At 66.3% G+C, this 15,843-nt stretch carries 16 protein-coding genes; 15 read left to right on the forward strand and 1 reads right to left on the reverse strand.

Going from position 1 to position 15,843, the window contains the following annotated elements:
* The first annotated feature begins 59 nt into the window (after positions 1-59).
* The 7 genes from F6B93_RS04685 to F6B93_RS04715 all read left to right on the forward strand — a co-directional run bounded on the left by F6B93_RS04685 (position 60) and on the right by F6B93_RS04715 (position 5,132).
* Positions 60-377 (forward strand): WXG100 family type VII secretion target, encoded by a 318-nt coding sequence (locus F6B93_RS04685; protein ID WP_211698050.1) that lies wholly within the window; start codon positions 60-62, stop codon positions 375-377.
* A 16-nt stretch (positions 378-393) separates the two neighbouring features.
* Positions 394-690, forward strand: a complete 297-nt coding sequence (locus F6B93_RS04690; protein ID WP_211698051.1) for a WXG100 family type VII secretion target — start codon at positions 394-396, stop codon at positions 688-690.
* 282 nt (positions 691-972) lie between these two features.
* Entirely contained in the window at positions 973-1,416 is a 444-nt protein-coding gene (rplM, locus tag F6B93_RS04695; protein ID WP_211698052.1) for a 50S ribosomal protein L13, read from the forward strand.
* Positions 1,413-1,895, forward strand: coding sequence for a 30S ribosomal protein S9 (gene rpsI, locus F6B93_RS04700; RefSeq protein WP_211698053.1), 483 nt, complete (start codon positions 1,413-1,415; stop codon positions 1,893-1,895). Before rplM ends, rpsI begins: the two co-directional genes overlap by 4 nt.
* A gap of 162 nt (positions 1,896-2,057) precedes the next feature.
* A complete protein-coding gene (glmM, locus tag F6B93_RS04705) occupies positions 2,058-3,395 on the forward strand; it encodes a phosphoglucosamine mutase (protein ID WP_211698054.1) in 1,338 nt (445 codons plus the stop codon).
* Between the two features lie 64 nt (positions 3,396-3,459).
* Positions 3,460-3,780 carry a type VII secretion target gene (locus F6B93_RS04710; RefSeq protein WP_211698055.1) on the forward strand — a complete coding sequence of 107 codons (321 nt, stop codon included), beginning with the start codon at positions 3,460-3,462 and terminating at the stop codon, positions 3,778-3,780.
* Positions 3,781-3,782: 2 nt separating this feature from the next.
* Positions 3,783-5,132, forward strand: coding sequence for a hypothetical protein (locus F6B93_RS04715; protein WP_211699272.1), 1,350 nt, complete (start codon positions 3,783-3,785; stop codon positions 5,130-5,132).
* A 57-nt stretch (positions 5,133-5,189) separates the two neighbouring features.
* On the opposite strand, the gene F6B93_RS04720 is transcribed toward F6B93_RS04715, so the two are convergent.
* Positions 5,190-6,029, reverse strand: coding sequence for a dienelactone hydrolase family protein (locus tag F6B93_RS04720; RefSeq protein ID WP_211698056.1), 840 nt, complete (start codon positions 6,027-6,029; stop codon positions 5,190-5,192).
* A 117-nt stretch (positions 6,030-6,146) separates the two neighbouring features.
* On the opposite strand from F6B93_RS04720, the gene F6B93_RS04725 reads away from it, so the two are divergent.
* The 8 genes from F6B93_RS04725 to F6B93_RS04760 all read left to right on the forward strand — a co-directional run bounded on the left by F6B93_RS04725 (position 6,147) and on the right by F6B93_RS04760 (position 15,838).
* Positions 6,147-6,656: a GbsR/MarR family transcriptional regulator gene (locus F6B93_RS04725; RefSeq protein ID WP_425518493.1), complete on the forward strand. Its 510-nt coding sequence runs from the start codon at positions 6,147-6,149 to the stop codon at positions 6,654-6,656.
* Positions 6,653-7,918, forward strand: coding sequence for a cytochrome P450 family protein (locus F6B93_RS04730; protein ID WP_211698057.1), 1,266 nt, complete (start codon positions 6,653-6,655; stop codon positions 7,916-7,918). The genes F6B93_RS04725 and F6B93_RS04730 overlap by 4 nt, the downstream gene beginning before the upstream one ends.
* 73 nt (positions 7,919-7,991) lie before the next feature.
* Positions 7,992-9,869 (forward strand): glutamine--fructose-6-phosphate transaminase (isomerizing), encoded by a 1,878-nt coding sequence (gene glmS / locus F6B93_RS04735; protein WP_211698058.1) that lies wholly within the window; start codon positions 7,992-7,994, stop codon positions 9,867-9,869.
* Positions 9,870-9,892: 23 nt separating this feature from the next.
* On the forward strand, positions 9,893-10,615 hold the full coding sequence (locus F6B93_RS04740) for a rhomboid-like protein (protein ID WP_211698059.1): 723 nt from the start codon (positions 9,893-9,895) through the stop codon (positions 10,613-10,615).
* Between the two features lie 13 nt (positions 10,616-10,628).
* Positions 10,629-12,053, forward strand: a complete 1,425-nt coding sequence (locus F6B93_RS04745) for an NAD(P)H-hydrate dehydratase (RefSeq protein ID WP_211699274.1) — start codon at positions 10,629-10,631, stop codon at positions 12,051-12,053.
* A gap of 35 nt (positions 12,054-12,088) precedes the next feature.
* Positions 12,089-13,474 carry a glutamate decarboxylase gene (gene gad, locus F6B93_RS04750; RefSeq protein ID WP_211698060.1) on the forward strand — a complete coding sequence of 462 codons (1,386 nt, stop codon included), beginning with the start codon at positions 12,089-12,091 and terminating at the stop codon, positions 13,472-13,474.
* 71 nt (positions 13,475-13,545) lie between these two features.
* Positions 13,546-14,715, forward strand: coding sequence for an alanine racemase (gene alr, locus F6B93_RS04755; RefSeq protein ID WP_211698061.1), 1,170 nt, complete (start codon positions 13,546-13,548; stop codon positions 14,713-14,715).
* Positions 14,702-15,838, forward strand: a complete 1,137-nt coding sequence (locus tag F6B93_RS04760) for an alpha/beta fold hydrolase (RefSeq protein ID WP_211698062.1) — start codon at positions 14,702-14,704, stop codon at positions 15,836-15,838. Before alr ends, F6B93_RS04760 begins: the two co-directional genes overlap by 14 nt.
* The last annotated feature ends 5 nt before the right edge of the window (positions 15,839-15,843 follow it).

Genomic DNA, 15,843 nt, shown 5'->3' on the forward strand with positions numbered 1-15,843 from the left:
GGAACCAACTGAGGTTGGCGGTGGTCATACCTGGTAACAGGTCTAGGGGAGGGGGACAGGTGAGCGGATCGAACACGCTGAGCGCCGACTTTGACTTGATGCGTTCGGTCGCGAGCACGACCGACGCACGCAACGAGGAGATCCGGGTGATGCTGCAGTCGTTCATCGGCCGTATGAGCAGCGTGCCGCGGTCAGTGTGGGGTGGGCTCGCGGCCGCGCGTTTCAAGGATGTCCTCGAACGCTGGGACGCCGAGTCGGCGAGGCTCTACCGCGTCCTGCACACGATCGCCGAAACGATTCGACACAACGAGGGCGCATTGCGCGAAGCCAGCCAATCCCATGCCCACAGCATTGCCGTGGCCGGCGGAGATCTGTGATCGGGGGCGATGATCCATGGACCCCGCTGTCTCCTACAACTTTGGCGAGATCGAATACTGCGTTCGCCAGGAAATCCATAGCACCTGGTCGCGTTTCAACGCTGCACTGGACGAACTGAGGTCGCAGATCGCGCCGCTGCACCAGCTCTGGACCCGAGAGGCGGCAGCCGCATATCAGGTCGAGCAACTCAAGTGGCATCAGGCAGCGCACGCGCTCAACGAGATCTTGCTCGATCTGGGAAACGCCGTCCGCGACGGGGCCGCCGACGTCGAGAGCGCGGACCGGCGAGCCGCCGGCATCTGGACGCGATAGCGACGAGCATCTGGACTCTGTGTGGGTCCCGACGGAGGAGAGCCGTCGGGACCACACAGTCATCCACATCGGTGGTGGCAGTCGGTTGGGCCAACGCCGGGGCATTTTGACCTGCGCGGATGCCCATCGGTAAGCTGCTGGGGTTGGCGTGCGGGTACGCCGGGGCTCGGGTCAATGTCGGTCGCTGAGAACAACCCCACCCTTAACGCCTGACCGGCGCCCGGGTCGCACCGGGATCCACAGCCTGACAAACAGGCCCGCAGAGAAAGAGTGGTAAGCGCTGTGCCTACATACGCGCCCAAGGCGGGTGACACCACGAGGTCGTGGTACGTCATCGACGCTACGGACGTCGTGCTTGGCCGCCTTGCCGTCGCAGCAGCCAACCTGCTGCGGGGCAAGCACAAGCCGACGTTCGCTCCCAACGTCGATGGTGGTGACTTCGTCATCGTCATCAACGCCGACAAGGTCGCCGTCAGCGGCGACAAATTGCAGAAGAAGATGGCGTATCGCCACTCCGGTTATCCCGGTGGCCTGCACAAACGCACGATTGGCGAGCTGATGCAAGACCACCCGGACCGCGTGGTGGAGAAAGCGATCGTGGGCATGCTGCCCAAGAACAAGCTCAGCCGGCAGATCCAGCGCAAGCTTCGCGTCTACGCGGGCCCGGAGCATCCACACACCGCCCAGCAGCCGGTTCCCTACGAGATCAAGCAGGTGGCGCAATGACCGGAACCGAAACCACCGAAGCCCCAGAAACCCCAGCAGACCCAGGCGCGTCGCTGGAGAGCCAGGCCGCCCAGAGCGAATCACTCGTTCTCGAAAGGCCCATCCAGACCGTTGGCCGGCGCAAGGAAGCCGTGGTCCGGGTGCGGCTGGTGCCCGGCACCGGCAAGTTCGACCTCAACGGCCGCAGCCTGGAGGACTACTTCCCCAACAAGGTCCACCAGCAGCTCATCAAGGCTCCGCTCGTCACTGTGGAGCGGGTGGAAAGCTTCGACATCTTTGCCCTCCTCAGCGGCGGCGGCCCGTCGGGTCAGGCAGGTGCATTGCGTTTGGGCATCGCGCGAGCGTTGATCCTTGCCTCGCCGCAGGACCGGCCCGCGCTGAAGAAGGCGGGCTTCCTCACCCGGGATCCGCGTGCCACGGAGCGCAAGAAGTACGGCCTGAAGAAGGCCCGGAAGGCGCCGCAGTACAGCAAACGCTGATCAGCGATCACTTTCTGGCCGCGACCGTGCATCGTCCTGGGCACCATTACGCGTCGTTGTCGGCGTGTCGGCGCGGGATCACGCGCGGTTGCGGTCAGATGCGATCAAGCTATGAAGGTGCACTCTAGGTGCACGACCGTCAATTGTGAGAGGTTTGTCCTCATGGGTCGACTATTCGGCACCGATGGTGTGCGCGGGGTCGCCAATCACGAGTTGACCGCCGAGTTGGCCCTGACGCTGGGAGCCGCGGCGGCGCGGCGCCTGGCAAGTTCGGCCGCGCCTGGCCGGCGGATTGCCGTGATTGGTCGTGATCCGCGGGCCAGCGGCGAAATGCTGGAGGCCGCCGTGATCGCGGGCCTGACGAGTGAGGGCGTCGATGCGTTGCGGGTCGGGGTGCTCCCCACGCCCGCGGTGGCCTACCTGACCGGTGCCTATGATGCCGATTTCGGGGTGATGATCTCGGCGTCGCACAATCCGATGGCGGACAATGGGATCAAGATCTTCGGGCCCGGCGGCCGCAAACTGGACGACGACACCGAGGATCAGATCGAGCGGCTCGTTGCGGCCGGCCCCGGGTCGCGCCCGGTTGGCGCCGGAATTGGCCGGGTCGTCGACGCCGAGGATGCAGCGGAACGGTACTTGCGCCATATCGGTAAGGCGGCGACACAGCCGCTCGATGGGTTGACGGTGGTCGTTGACTGTGCCCATGGCGCCGCGTCGTCGGCGGCGCCCCGCGCTTACCAGGCGGCCGGTGCGCGGGTCATCGCGATCAATGCCGATCCGAACGGCCTGAACATCAATGACGCTTGTGGATCGACGCATCTGGACTCGCTGCGGGCCGCGGTTATTGCCCACGGCGCCGACCTGGGTCTGGCGCACGACGGCGATGCCGACCGGTGCCTGGCGATCGATGCTGGCGGTGACCTTGTCGACGGCGACGCCATCATGGTGGTCCTGGCGCTGGCGATGGCCGAAGCCGGCGAGCTGGCCTCCGAGACGCTGGTCGCCACCGTGATGAGCAACCTAGGGCTGCACCTGGCCATGCGTTCGGCCGGTGTCACGGTCCGCACAACGGGTGTGGGTGACCGCTACGTCTTGGAGGAATTGCGTGCCGGTGACTACAGCCTTGGCGGCGAGCAATCGGGCCATATCGTCATGCCGGCTTTGGGCTCCACCGGCGACGGCATCGTCACCGGCCTGCGATTGATGACTCGGATGGTGCAGACCGGCTCACCGCTGGCCGCGTTGGCGTCGGCGATGCAATCGTTGCCGCAGGTGCTGATCAACGTCGAGGTCGCTGACAAGGCGACTGCCGCCGCGGCCCCCTCGGTCCAGGCGGCGGTCGACCTAGCGGCGGCCGAATTGGGTGACACCGGTCGGATCTTGTTGCGCCCCTCCGGAACTGAGCCCATGATTCGGGTGATGGTGGAGGCGGCCGATGAGGCTATCGCGAAGCGGTTGGCCGTCAGTGTTGCCGACGCGGTGAGCGCTGCACGCTGACCCCCGCGGCTGTGCCGACGGTGCCGGTGGAACCCCGTGACGTTGCGTGGCGTCGGAGTATTACGTGGGACCCGATTGCGCAAACAGCGGTAGATGTGTAGGCGTTGATGTCACGGCGGTGTACGCGGTGGCCGACCGTATGGTCGCCGCCGCCGACGTGATCGACGACGCCGTCGCGAACCACCTGGCGGGGCTGGTTTTCGGCGGGGCCTGCGCCGGTGAGGCCCACGTCGCGCGCGCCGAGGCGCTGCGCGCCGCGCTCGACCGGCTGGTGGCTGAGTTGTCGCGGTGGTCACGGGCCGCGGCCGAGATCGCTGCCGCCTTGCGGGCTGCGGCAAACCGCTATGCCGATGCCGACCTGGACGCCGCGACCCGTATCGCGTGACCGTGGCTGACTGGCTAGACGTCGCCGGGCGCCTGGAAGAGGGCCGGCCCGCCGTCGAACACACCCAACGCTACGTGCAGGCTTGCCGAGCGGTCGGCTACGAACATCCCGACCTGACCTCGCGCCCTGCCCAGATCCGCGACTGGTACGACAGTGAAGAGGGACTGGACCTGCGCGCGCTGGACCGTGACTGCGTCCACCTGGAGGCTGCGGCCATCGCGATCACCGAAGCTTCCCGGATACAGCGCGGCCAGGCTGCCGCGCTGGCGGCGGCATGGACGGGGCGGGGCGGCGACTGTGCGGTTGGCTTCGTGCACCGTCATTGCGAAGCCGGAAACGCCCTGGCCGTTGAAGTCCGCGCCGCCGCGCTGCACTGCCGATCGCTGCGCGACGACCTATGGCATCTGGTCGACGCGAAAGTGGCGGCGGCGATCGCCATCGACGATCGCACGCTGGCACAGCGACCGGCGTGGTTAGCCGCCGCGGCCGCGGTCACCACCGGCGCAACGGACGCAACCGAAGCCGACGAACTGGTTCGCCATCACATTAAGCCGTACGTAGACAACGATATTCGCGTTGACTGGCTGACAGCGATGCGTTCGACGCTGACCCGGGCGGCCGCGTCCTACGACACGGTCACCGACCGGCTGGCAAGCGCGCCGCGAGCAGACTTCGAGATTCCGGGCGATCTCTGGTTTGACCGCGAATCCCCGGACTTGCCCCTGCCGGCCGAGCCCACGACAGGGCCCACTACAGGGCCCACTACAGGGCCCACTACAGGGGTGGTGACCGCACCCGCCGCCGTCCTTCCCGCGCAGCGGTCAGACGGCGTTCCCCCCGCGCCCCCGGCGCCCCCGGATTCCGGTCCCGCGTTCGCCGTGGACTCTGCGATCCCGACCGGTGCCGGCAGCGCGAGCGGCTTTGGGAATGCTGGCGGCATCGATGCTGTCGGCGGACTTGCGGGGCTTGCCAGCCGGATCGTCGCCGCGATGGGAGACCTGCTGGGTTCGGCGGCTGGCCAGCTCACCGATCCGCTAGCGGCCGACGATCCCGTGGGCACCCTGGACGGGTCGGATGCCGCCGACGAGTCAGCGCACGCCGACGATCCGGGAGAGCCCGAGCGGAGCGAGGAACCCGATCGGGAAGACGGTCGGGCGAACGCCGAGGAACCACAACTCGGCGAGCAGGCCGTCGGCGTCGTTGGGGAAGCCGCGACGCCACCGGTTGTCGAACCGCCCCCAGCTGGCGCGCCGCCGGTCTCCCCCGCACCGGCGGCGCCGCCGCACCCACCGGCAGAAGCATCAACCCCGTGTGAGATCGCCGCCGATGAACTTCCGAACGCAGGGCAATAGCAGTTCCGAAGGACCGCAGCTCGAGAAAAAGCGCAGCTCGAGAAAAGTTGTCCGGAGCTACTTCAGTAGTGCGACGATCTTCTCTTCCGGGGTGACCGGTGGCGCCTCGAGATCGACCGGATCCGTCTTGGGCAGCGCCACATCAGGATCGGCGAAGTCGCGGTAGGTTTTGTCGCCGGCAAGGGTGGCGAGTAGATACCCGGTCAGCAAAGCCCGCACTGTGCGCTGGGTACCGCGATGCGATCCGGCTAACCCGATCGCCTTGGACAGTCGCCTGCCCTCGACCAGCCCGCGAGCCTCGGCTTTGCTGACGATACGGAGCGTGGCGGTGTCCCACGCCTGAGAAAGTCCCAGGGCGTTGGAATTCAGCGTCGTGGGATCTCCCGGCGCGCTCAGGATCAACCCCGGGACCTTCAGGGTGGCTGCTGGCTGTTCCGCCGGCGGATTGGTCACTGTGGGGAAGATCGCTGCCACGGCCGACGTCCGGGCCGGCATACCCGCGGCCGCGAACACGGCCGCCGAGCCGCCAAAGCCGTGGCCGAGTAGGCCGAGCTTTGCGGGATGCACGCCGATATTGCCGGACCCGAGGCGCACGCCCGCGACGATGTCGAGGGCAACCCCCAGGTCATAGGCAAGGTTGAGCACTGACGGCACCAGTCCGCGCTGGGTGTCGGGAGCGGCGGCCACGATGCCCCACGACGCGAGATGCTCCAGTAGAGCCTGGTAGCCGGAGGCGCCGGTGAGCCAGTCGTGACCGAACGCGACGCCTGGCAGGTTCAGTCCGGTTTCCGGGGTATACACCACGCCGGGTAGGCCGGCAAAGGCCAGGTCGCCGCGCAAAACGCGGTGCGGACCACGGCGTTGCAGGGCGGCGACGAGCTTGCGGATGCGGGCCACCCGTTGACGTTAGCGGATGATGCGACTGCGCTGCGGTGCACGTCCAAGCGTGGCGTTGGGCACCGCTACTGGTGCGGCATCCGTGAAAGCAACAAAAGCATGTAATTTCAGACTACAGTGAAACTTGTGAGTGTCGACGAGAGCACGTGTGCTGCTGAGTCCGACGCCGAGATTATGGACTTCGTCGAGCAGATGGGCGGGTACTTCGAGGCCAATGGCCTGACCCGGCTGGCTGGGCGGCTGCTGGGGTGGTTGCTGGTGTGTGAACCCGAGCGGCAGTCCTCGGAAGAGCTGGCGGCGGCCCTCGGTGCGAGCAGTGGCGGGATCAGTACGAACGCCCGAATGTTGAGCCAGTTCGGATTCATCGAGCGGCTCGCCGTGGCGGGGGACCGGCGCACGTTTTTCCGGCTGAGGCCGAACGCGTTCGCCGCCGGTGAGCGCCAGCGCATCCGCACCATGGCCGATCTGCAGGCCATGGCCGACGCCGGACTGCACGCGCTACGCGGGTCTGCGCCGGAGCGTGGACGCAGGCTGCGCGAGATGCGGGATCTGACGGCCTACATGGAATCGGTTCTGGCTACCGCCCTGGATGAGTTTCGGGGTCACTCGGCTGCAGACCCACCGTGAGCGCGCTCGAGAGGCCCACCGAGAAAGGAACACCCATGAGCGCCCCGAGTGACGAGCGCACCATCGCTCACCCCATTACCCTCGGCAGCCCGGAGTTCATGGCCGACCAGCACTTCTACTACGACTGGATGCGTCGCGAGGCCCCGGTCTACTGCGGCCGGATGACACTTCTCGGCGACCAAGACGTTTACTATGTCTCGCGCTACCGCGACTGCCTCGCCGTGGTCACCGACCCCAGAATCCAACGTGTCGTTCCTGGCGCCGAACCGTTGCCGCTTCCCGCGGCTCTGCGCATGCTCACCGACCACGCCATGATCTACAAGGACGACCCCGAGCACATGCGGCTGCGCAAGCTCGTCAGCCGCCCTTTTACCCCGAAGGCGATCGGCCGCCTCGCCGATCGGGTCGACACGGTCACCCGCGAACTACTCGACGGAATGGAATCCGGACAGCGCATCGACCTGCAACAGGACTATGCCTTGCCCGTTCCAACCACCGTGATCAACGAGATGGTCGGCGTACCCGAAACCGACCGGTACCGCTTCCGTGGCTTCATCGAGGTGATGGTCGACGGGATTGCCACCTATGGCCTGGAGATGGCTGCGCTGAAGATGGAAGGCTTTATCGACTACCTGCGCGAGCTGATCGAGCTGCGTCGTGCCGACCCCGGCGAGGACATCCTCACCGGCTTGATCCACACCTGTGAGGACGGCGACACACTGAGTGAAGACGAGATCATCGCGATGGTGTTCTTGCTGGTCGCTGCCGGGTATGAGACCACCTACAACCTCATCACCAACGGGGTCGCCGCCCTGTTGACTCACCCCGATCAACTCAGCCGACTCAAAGAGCAACCCGACTTGATCGACTCCGCGGTCGAGGAAATCTTGCGGTACACGGGCACCGCCGGCAGTACTGAGCCCACTACCTATGCAGCCGAGGACCTCACCCTGCACAACGTCACCATCCCCCGCGGCGCGCTGGTGCTGGCGCTGTTGGCCTCGGCGAACCGCGACCCCGACGAGTTCCCCGACCCCGACACCTTCGATATCGCCCGCACGCCGAATAGCCACCTTGCCTTCAGCAAAGGCAACCACTTCTGCCTTGGCGCGTCGCTGGCCCGCATGGAAACCAAAATCGCCATCGCCAACCTGATCGAACGCTTCCCCAACCTGCGCCTCGCCGTGGACCCTGAGGATCTGCGCCTGGTGCCAATCCCGCTGTTCAACCGCCTCGAGGGGCTGCCCGTCGTGCTCGGCTAAGGGGCATCGAAACCGCTGTTCTGGGCCGTGTGGCCGTGCTGGGCGGTTCCGACCTGCACTACCCTGGTCTGCTATGTGCGGAATTGTCGGCTACGTGGGGCCGCGCCCTGCCTGCGAGGTCGTCTTGGACGCGCTGCGCCGGATGGAGTACCGCGGCTACGACTCGTCGGGAATCGGACTCGTTGACGGTGCCGGCGGACTCACCGTGCGCCGTCGGGCCGGACGGCTAGCCAACCTGGAAGCGGCGGTGGCGGAAATGCCGCCGGAGACGCTGCGCGGTACTACCGGGCTGGGCCACACCCGCTGGGCCACCCATGGCCGGCCCACGGACCGCAACGCGCATCCGCACCGTGACGCTGCCGGAAAGATTGCCGTCGTCCACAACGGGATCATCGAGAACTTCGCCAGCTTGCGCCGGGAACTGGAGACTGCCGGGGTCGAGTTCGCCAGCGATACCGATACCGAGGTCGCGGTGCACCTGGTGGCACAGGCCTATCACCACGGCGAGACTGCCGGCGATTTCAGTGGTTCAGTCCTGGCCGTGTTGCGTCGGCTGGAAGGCCACTTCACTCTGGTCTTCGCCAACGCCGACGAACCCGGCACCATCGTCGCCGCCCGCCGCTCGACGCCGCTGGTTCTCGGCATCGGCGATGGCGAGATATTCGTGGGCTCCGATGTGGCCGCATTCATCCCGCACACTCGCCACGCGGTCGAACTCGGCCAAGGACAGGCGGTGGTCATCACCGCAGACGGCTACCGGATCACCGATTTCGACGGCAACGACGAGCTGCAAGCCGGTAAGGACTTCCGGGAGTTTCATATCGACTGGGACCTGGCTGCTGCCGAAAAGGGCGGCTACGAGTACTTCATGCTCAAAGAGATCGCCGAACAACCCACCGCCGTGGCCGACACCCTGCTCGGGCATTTCGTGGACGGCCGGATCGTGCTCGACGAGCAGCGGCTATCGGATCAGGAACTGCGCGAGATCGACAAGGTATTCGTGGTCGCCTGTGGCACCGCCTATCACTCCGGGCTGCTGGCCAAGTACGCGATCGAGCACTGGACGCGACTGCCAGTGGAGGTCGAGCTCGCCAGCGAATTCCGCTACCGGGACCCGGTTCTGGACCGCAGCACCTTGGTGGTGGCGATCTCGCAGTCCGGCGAGACCGCCGACACCCTGGAAGCGGTCCGCCACGCCAAGGAACAGAAGGCCAAGGTACTGGCGATTTGCAACACCAACGGATCCCAAATACCGCGGGAGTGTGACGCGGTGCTCTACACACGCGCCGGCCCGGAGATTGGCGTGGCCTCGACCAAAACCTTCCTTGCCCAGATTGCCGCGAACTACCTCCTCGGTCTGGCGTTGGCTCAGGCCCGCGGAACGAAATACCCCGACGAGGTCGAGCGCGAGTACCACGAGCTCGAAGTGATGCCTGACCGGGTGGCCCGGGTGATCGCGGCGATCGAACCGGTCGCCGATCTGGCCTATCGGTTTGCGCAGTCGTCGGCCGTGCTGTTTCTCGGGCGCCACGTCGGCTACCCGGTGGCCCTGGAAGGCGCGCTGAAGCTCAAGGAATTGGCCTATATGCACGCCGAGGGTTTCGCGGCAGGTGAGCTCAAACACGGCCCTATCGCACTGATCGAAGACGACCTGCCCGTCATCGTGGTCATGCCTTCACCCAAGGGGGCAGCGACATTACACGCAAAGCTCTTGTCCAATATCCGCGAAATTCAGACCCGTGGCGCGGTGACCATCGTGATCGCCGAGGAGGGCGACGACACCGTACGCCCCTACGCCGATCACCTGATCGAAATCCCGGCGGTGTCAACGCTACTGCAGCCGCTGTTGTCGACCATCCCGCTTCAGGTCTTCGCCGCGGCGGTAGCCCAAGCACGCGGGTACGATGTCGACAAACCGCGGAATCTGGCCAAGTCGGTCACCGTGGAGTAGACGCGCTGCATAGGGTGGACGCCGTGGCGAACGCATCGGTGTTGGCGCGACTGCGGTCATTGGCGCTGACGGTGTGGCACTTCATCACTGGAGCGCCTTTGACGTACACCTGGCTGGTCGCATTGATGGTTACGACCGCCATCCAGAACCACCTGACTGGGCGCAAGTTGCACACGGTGCTGCTGCACCGTTCCACCAACATCTACGAGCTGGGAACGGATCCGCTCGAAGTGCTGTTCTCCAGCTTGCTGTGGATCGATGGAAAGAACCTGGAACCGTATCTGCTGCTGTTCACCATATTTCTGGCGCCCGCTGAGCACTGGCTTGGTCACTTGCGTTGGCTCACAGTGGGACTGACCACCCATATCGGCGCTACCTATGTCAGCGAAGGAATGCTCTACCTGGCGATCCACCATCGCGAAGCATCGGAGAGGCTGCTGCACTCTCGCGATATCGGGGTCAGCTACTTCCTGGTCGGCGTGATGGCCGTGCTGACCTATCACATTGTGAAGCCGTGGCGCTGGGGTTATCTCGGGGTGTTGTTCGTCATCTTCGGTTTTCCGCTGATCACGATGGACAAGACCGAGCTGGACTTCAGCGCGATCGGTCACTTCGTGTCGATCTTGATTGGCTTGGCCTTTTACCCGATGGCCCGCGACCGAAGAGGCGCGCCGCTGAATCCGGCCAGAATCAAAGCGATGCTTCGGCGAGGCCGAGGCGTCGATGCGACCGACCCGCGAGCATGAAATCCTGACTCTGATGCGGCATTACTACTCCGTCGACGCCATCCGCGACGCCGAAGCGCCCTTGCTGGCCAGCTTGGCCGACGGTGCGCTGATGCGGCGCGCGGCCTACGGGCTGGCCACGGCGATCATCGCTGAGATGACCAAGCGCTTCGGTGGGGTAGCGGGCCGCCGGGTGTGCGCGGTTGTCGGCTCCGGGGACAATGGCGGTGACGCGCTGTGGGCCGCGACCTTCGTGCGCCGCCGCGGCGCGGCCGCCGACGCGGTGCTGCTCAACCCGGACCGAACCCACCGCAAGGCGCTCGCAGCGTTCACCAAATCCGGCGGCCGCGTTGTCGAGAGTATATCGGCGGCAACGGATCTCGTCATCGACGGGGTAGTGGGTATTTCCGGCTCGGGCCCCCTGCGCCCGGCCGCGGCCAAGGTGTTCGACGCCGTGGACCAAGCCGGTATCCCCGTGATTGCGGTCGACATCCCCAGCGGTATGGACGTGGCGACGGGCGCGATCACCGGTCCCGCTGTGCACGCCGCGTCCACTGTCACCTTCGGAGGCCTGAAACCCGTGCACGCGCTCGCCGACTGCGGCCGGGTCACACTGGTCGACATCGGCTTGGAATTGCCGGCTACCGACATGCTGGGGTTCGAGGCTGCCGATGTGGCTGCGCGCTGGCCGGTACCGGGTCCCCACGACGACAAATACACCCAGGGCGTGACGGGCATCATGGCCGGTTCGTCGACATATCCGGGCGCGGCGGTGCTGTGCACCGGGGCGGCTGTTGCGGCCACCTCGGGGATGGTCCGCTACGCCGGCACGGCGGGTGCCGAGGTGCTCGCGCAGTGGCCGGAAGTCATCGCCTCGCCCACCCCGGCTGCCGCCGGCCGGGTCCAGGCCTGGGTGGTGGGGCCGGGGCTGGGCACCTCGGACGCAGAGGCGGCCGGGGCCTTGTGGTTCGCGTTGGATACCGACCTGCCGGTGCTGGTCGACGCGGACGGACTGACCATGCTGGCAGCCCATCCCGATCTGGTGGCCAACCGCAACGCGCCCACGGTGCTGACGCCGCACGCCGGCGAGTTCGCCCGACTGGCGGGGGCGCCCCCCGGAGATGACCGGGTGGACTCCTGTCGTCGGCTTGCCGACACGCTGGGGGCAACCATCCTGCTCAAGGGCAATGTCACCGTCATCGCCGATCCCGGCGGCCCGGTCTACCTGAATCCGGCCGGACAGTCCTGGGCGGCGACGGCAGGCTCCGGCGACGTGCTGTCGGGGATGATCGGGGCGCTGCTAGCTTCCGGGCTGCCCGCGGTCGAGGCCGCCGCCGCGGCAGCGTTCGTGCACGCGCGCGCCGCCGCGCTGTCAGCCGCCCACCCCGGCCCTGGCGAGGCACCCACCTCGGCGTCACGAATCGTCTCCCACGTCCGGGCCGCTGTGGCGGCCCTCTAACTCCGCTAGCCCGCCCGCCACCGAAAGGATTCGTCGTGTCCCGCAGCCACCCGTCTGTGCCCGCGCATTCGATCGCCCCCGCATACACCGGCCGGATGTTCACCGCGCCGATACCGGCATTGCGTATGCCCGACGAGTCGATGGATCCGGAGGCCGCCTACCGCTTCATCCACGACGAGCTGATGCTTGACGGCAGCTCCAGGCTGAATCTGGCCACGTTCGTCACCACCTGGATGGACCCCGAGGCCGAGAAGCTGATGGCCGAGACATTCGACAAGAACATGATCGACAAGGACGAGTACCCCGCGACGGCGGCCATCGAAGCGCGCTGCGTGTCCATGGTTGCCGACCTGTTCCACGCCGAGGACCTCACCGATCACGACCCCGACAGCGCCACCGGCGTGTCCACCGTCGGCTCCAGCGAGGCGGTGATGCTCGGCGGCCTGGCACTGAAGTGGCGCTGGCGGCAGCGCGTGGGCGACAACTGGCAGCGCCGGACTCCGAACCTGGTGATGGGCTCCAATGTTCAGGTCGTGTGGGAGAAGTTCTGCCGCTACTTCGACGTCGAACCCCGCTACCTGCCGATGGAGAGGGGACGCTACGTCATCACGCCGGAGCAAGTGATTGACGCCGTCGACGAGGACACAATCGGGGTGGTAGCGATCCTGGGCACCACCTACACCGGTGAACTCGAACCCATCGCGGAAATCTGCGCCGCCCTCGACAAACTGGCAGCTAGCGGCGGCGTCGACGTCCCGGTGCACGTCGACGCTGCCAGCGGGGGTTTCGTCGTGCCGTTTCTGCATCCGGATCTGCAGTGGGACTTCCGGCTTCCGCGGGTGGTGTCGATCAACGTCAGCGGCCATAAATACGGCTTGACCTATCCAGGTGTCGGGTTCGTGGTGTGGCGCAGCCGCGAGCACCTGCCCGAGGAGTTGGTTTTCCGGGTCAACTACCTGGGCGGCGACATGCCGACCTTTACGTTGAACTTTTCCCGCCCCGGCAACCAGGTCGTGGGCCAGTACTACAACTTCCTGCGGCTGGGCCGGGACGGGTACACCAAGGTCATGGCGGCCCTGTCGCAGACCGCGCGATGGTTGGCTGAGCAGCTGCGTGCCCGGGACCACTTTGAGCTGATCTCAGACGGTTCGGCGATCCCGGTGGTCAGTTTTCGCCTCGCTGGTGACCCCGGCTACACGGAGTTCGACATCTCCCACGAGCTGCGAACCTTCGGCTGGCAGGTACCCGCCTACACGATGCCCGACAATGCCACCGACGTCTCGGTGCTCCGCGTCGTGGTGCGGGAAGGCCTTTCCGCCGACCTGGCTCGGTCGTTGCACGACGACGCCACAGCCGCCATGGCCACCCTGGACAAACTCAAGCCGGGCGGGCGTTCCGACGGCCACCACTTCGCGCACTGACTCACCTCGGCGGCCGCTCTGCCAGAATGGCGGCTGCGTACTGACATACCGAAGAAGGGGAGCACGACCTCGTGGCCGTTTCGCCGATAGCTCTTGCGCCGGGTGTTCTCGCCCAGGCCGAGGTGGATCTGGGTGCTATCGCGCACAACGTGGGGGTGTTGCGCGAGCACGCCGGCCGAGCGGGGGTGATGGCTGTCGTCAAGGCCGACGGCTACGGTCACGGTGCAACAGCGGTGGCGCGTGCCGCGCTGAGCGCCGGTGCGGCCGAACTGGGCGTCGCGACCGTCGACGAGGCGCTCGCCTTGCGCGCTGACGGCATCACCGCGCCGGTGCTGGCCTGGTTGCATGCCCCCGGGATCGACTTCGCGCCGGCCGTGCTCGCCGACGTCGAGATCGCAGTGTCCTCGGTGCGCCAGCTCGATGAGCTGCTCGCCGCGGTGGGTCGGACCGGGCGGACGGCGACGGTCACGGTCAAAGTCGACACCGGGCTGAACCGCAACGGTGTCGCTCCAGCCGACTACCCGTCAATGCTGGCTGCCCTAGGTCGAGCCGCCAGCGCGGACGCTGTCCGGCTGCGTGGCCTGATGTCGCACATGGTCTACGCCGACGAGCCGCACAAGTCAATCAACGACCTTCAGGCCCAACGGTTCAGCGAAATGCTGGCGCAGGCCCGTGATCAGGGTGTGCGGTTCGAGGTGGCGCACCTGTCGAACTCATCAGCCACCATGGCGCGTCCCGACCTGACCTTCGACCTGGTTCGACCCGGTATTGCGGTGTACGGGCTCAGCCCGGTGCCCAAGCTGGGCGACATGGGGCTCCTACCGGCGATGACGGTGAAATGCGCTGTCGCGTTGGTGAAGTCGGTTCGAGCCGGGGAGGGAGTGTCGTATGGACACACCTGGATTGCGCCCCATGACACGAATGTGGCACTGCTACCGATCGGCTACGCAGACGGCGTCTTCCGTGCACTGAGCGGTCGCGTGGATGTGCTGATCAACGGTCGGCGGCGGCCCGGTGTAGGGCGAATCTGCATGGACCAGTTCGTCGTCGACATTGGCCCCGGTCGGCCGGACGTGGCCGAGGGTGACGAGGCAATCCTCTTCGGCCCCGGCACCCATGGTGAGCCGACCGCGCAGGATTGGGCAGATCTGCTGGGCACCATTCACTACGAGGTGGTTACCAGCCCGCGCGGTCGGATCACCAGGACCTACCGCGAGGCCGAAACCGTTGAGCCGCTATAAGACCCGCAGGCGCCAGCGGGGCAAGGCCTGGCTCGCGGGAAGCGCCGGGCTGACCGCGGTCGCGACGATTGTCGGGGCATCGGCTCGCCGGTCGATGGCCGAACGCGCTGATGTCCTCGACGATCCGTATGCCAACGAGGATTTCGAGAGGTTGGACAGCGATCGCGGCCGCGTCGTGACCACGTCCGACGGTGTGTCCCTGATCGTGCGGGAGGCCGGTCCGGAGGATGCCCCGGTAACTGTCATCTTCGCCCACGGATTCTGTCTGCGCATGGGCGCCTTCCACTTTCAGCGGATGCGGCTGGGCGACCTTTGGGGTTCGCAGGTCCGGATGGTCTTTTATGACCAACGTGGACACGGTCAGTCCGGTGATGGCGCGCCTGAGTCCTACTCGCTGACGCAACTTGGCCAGGATTTGGAGGCCGTGCTGCAGGCGAGGGCGCCTCGCGGCATGGTGGTGTTGGTCGGCCATTCCATGGGCGGCATGACCGTGTTGTCACATGCTCGGCAGTTCCCCGAGCGGTATGGTCGCCGGATCATCGGCGCCGCATTGATCTCTTCGGCAGCCGAAGGGGTGACACGGTCACCGCTGGGGGAGTTCCTGAAGAATCCGGCGCTGGAAGCGATCCGGTTCACCGCGCGCTCTGCGCCGACACTGCTGCACCGCGGCCGAAATGCATCGCGATCACTGATCGGTCCCATCCTGCGGGCGGCGTCTTATAGCGACCTTCAGGTCAGCCGAAGTCTCGACGCCTTCTCGCAGCGGATGATGAACGAGACCCCGATCGCTACCTTGGTGGGCTTCCTGAACGCCCTGGAGGTGCACGACGAGACGGCGGGGCTCTGGACGTTGCTGAAGATTCCGACCCTTATCGCTTGCGGCGACCACGATCTGCTCACCCCGGATGAATATTCTCGCAAGATGGCGGCGTCGCTACCTCAGTCCGAACTGGTCATCGTCTCGGGTGCCAGTCATCTGGCGCTGCTGGACAAGCCCGATGCCATCAACGAGGGGCTCGTTCGCCTCGTCAACCGGGCTATTCCCAGCAAGATGGCGCTGCGGTACCGGCGGTTCGGGGAAGGATATCGCCGGATCGGAGAACGGCTCCGACGCCGTGGGTGAGAGGG

The organism is Mycobacterium spongiae (assembly GCF_018278905.1).
GTDB lineage: Bacteria > Actinomycetota > Actinomycetes > Mycobacteriales > Mycobacteriaceae > Mycobacterium > Mycobacterium spongiae.

Excerpts from the sequence above, each read along its gene's own strand:
- F6B93_RS04690 (WP_211698051.1), top strand. The coding sequence starts at position 394 with ATGGACCCCGCTGTCTCCTACAACTTTGGCGAGATCGAATACTGCGTT.
- F6B93_RS04745 (WP_211699274.1), top strand. The coding sequence starts at position 10,629 with ATGCGGCATTACTACTCCGTCGACGCCATCCGCGACGCCGAAGCGCCC.
- glmM (WP_211698054.1), top strand. The coding sequence starts at position 2,058 with ATGGGTCGACTATTCGGCACCGATGGTGTGCGCGGGGTCGCCAATCAC.
- rpsI (WP_211698053.1), top strand. The coding sequence starts at position 1,413 with ATGACCGGAACCGAAACCACCGAAGCCCCAGAAACCCCAGCAGACCCA.
- glmS (WP_211698058.1), top strand. The coding sequence starts at position 7,992 with ATGTGCGGAATTGTCGGCTACGTGGGGCCGCGCCCTGCCTGCGAGGTC.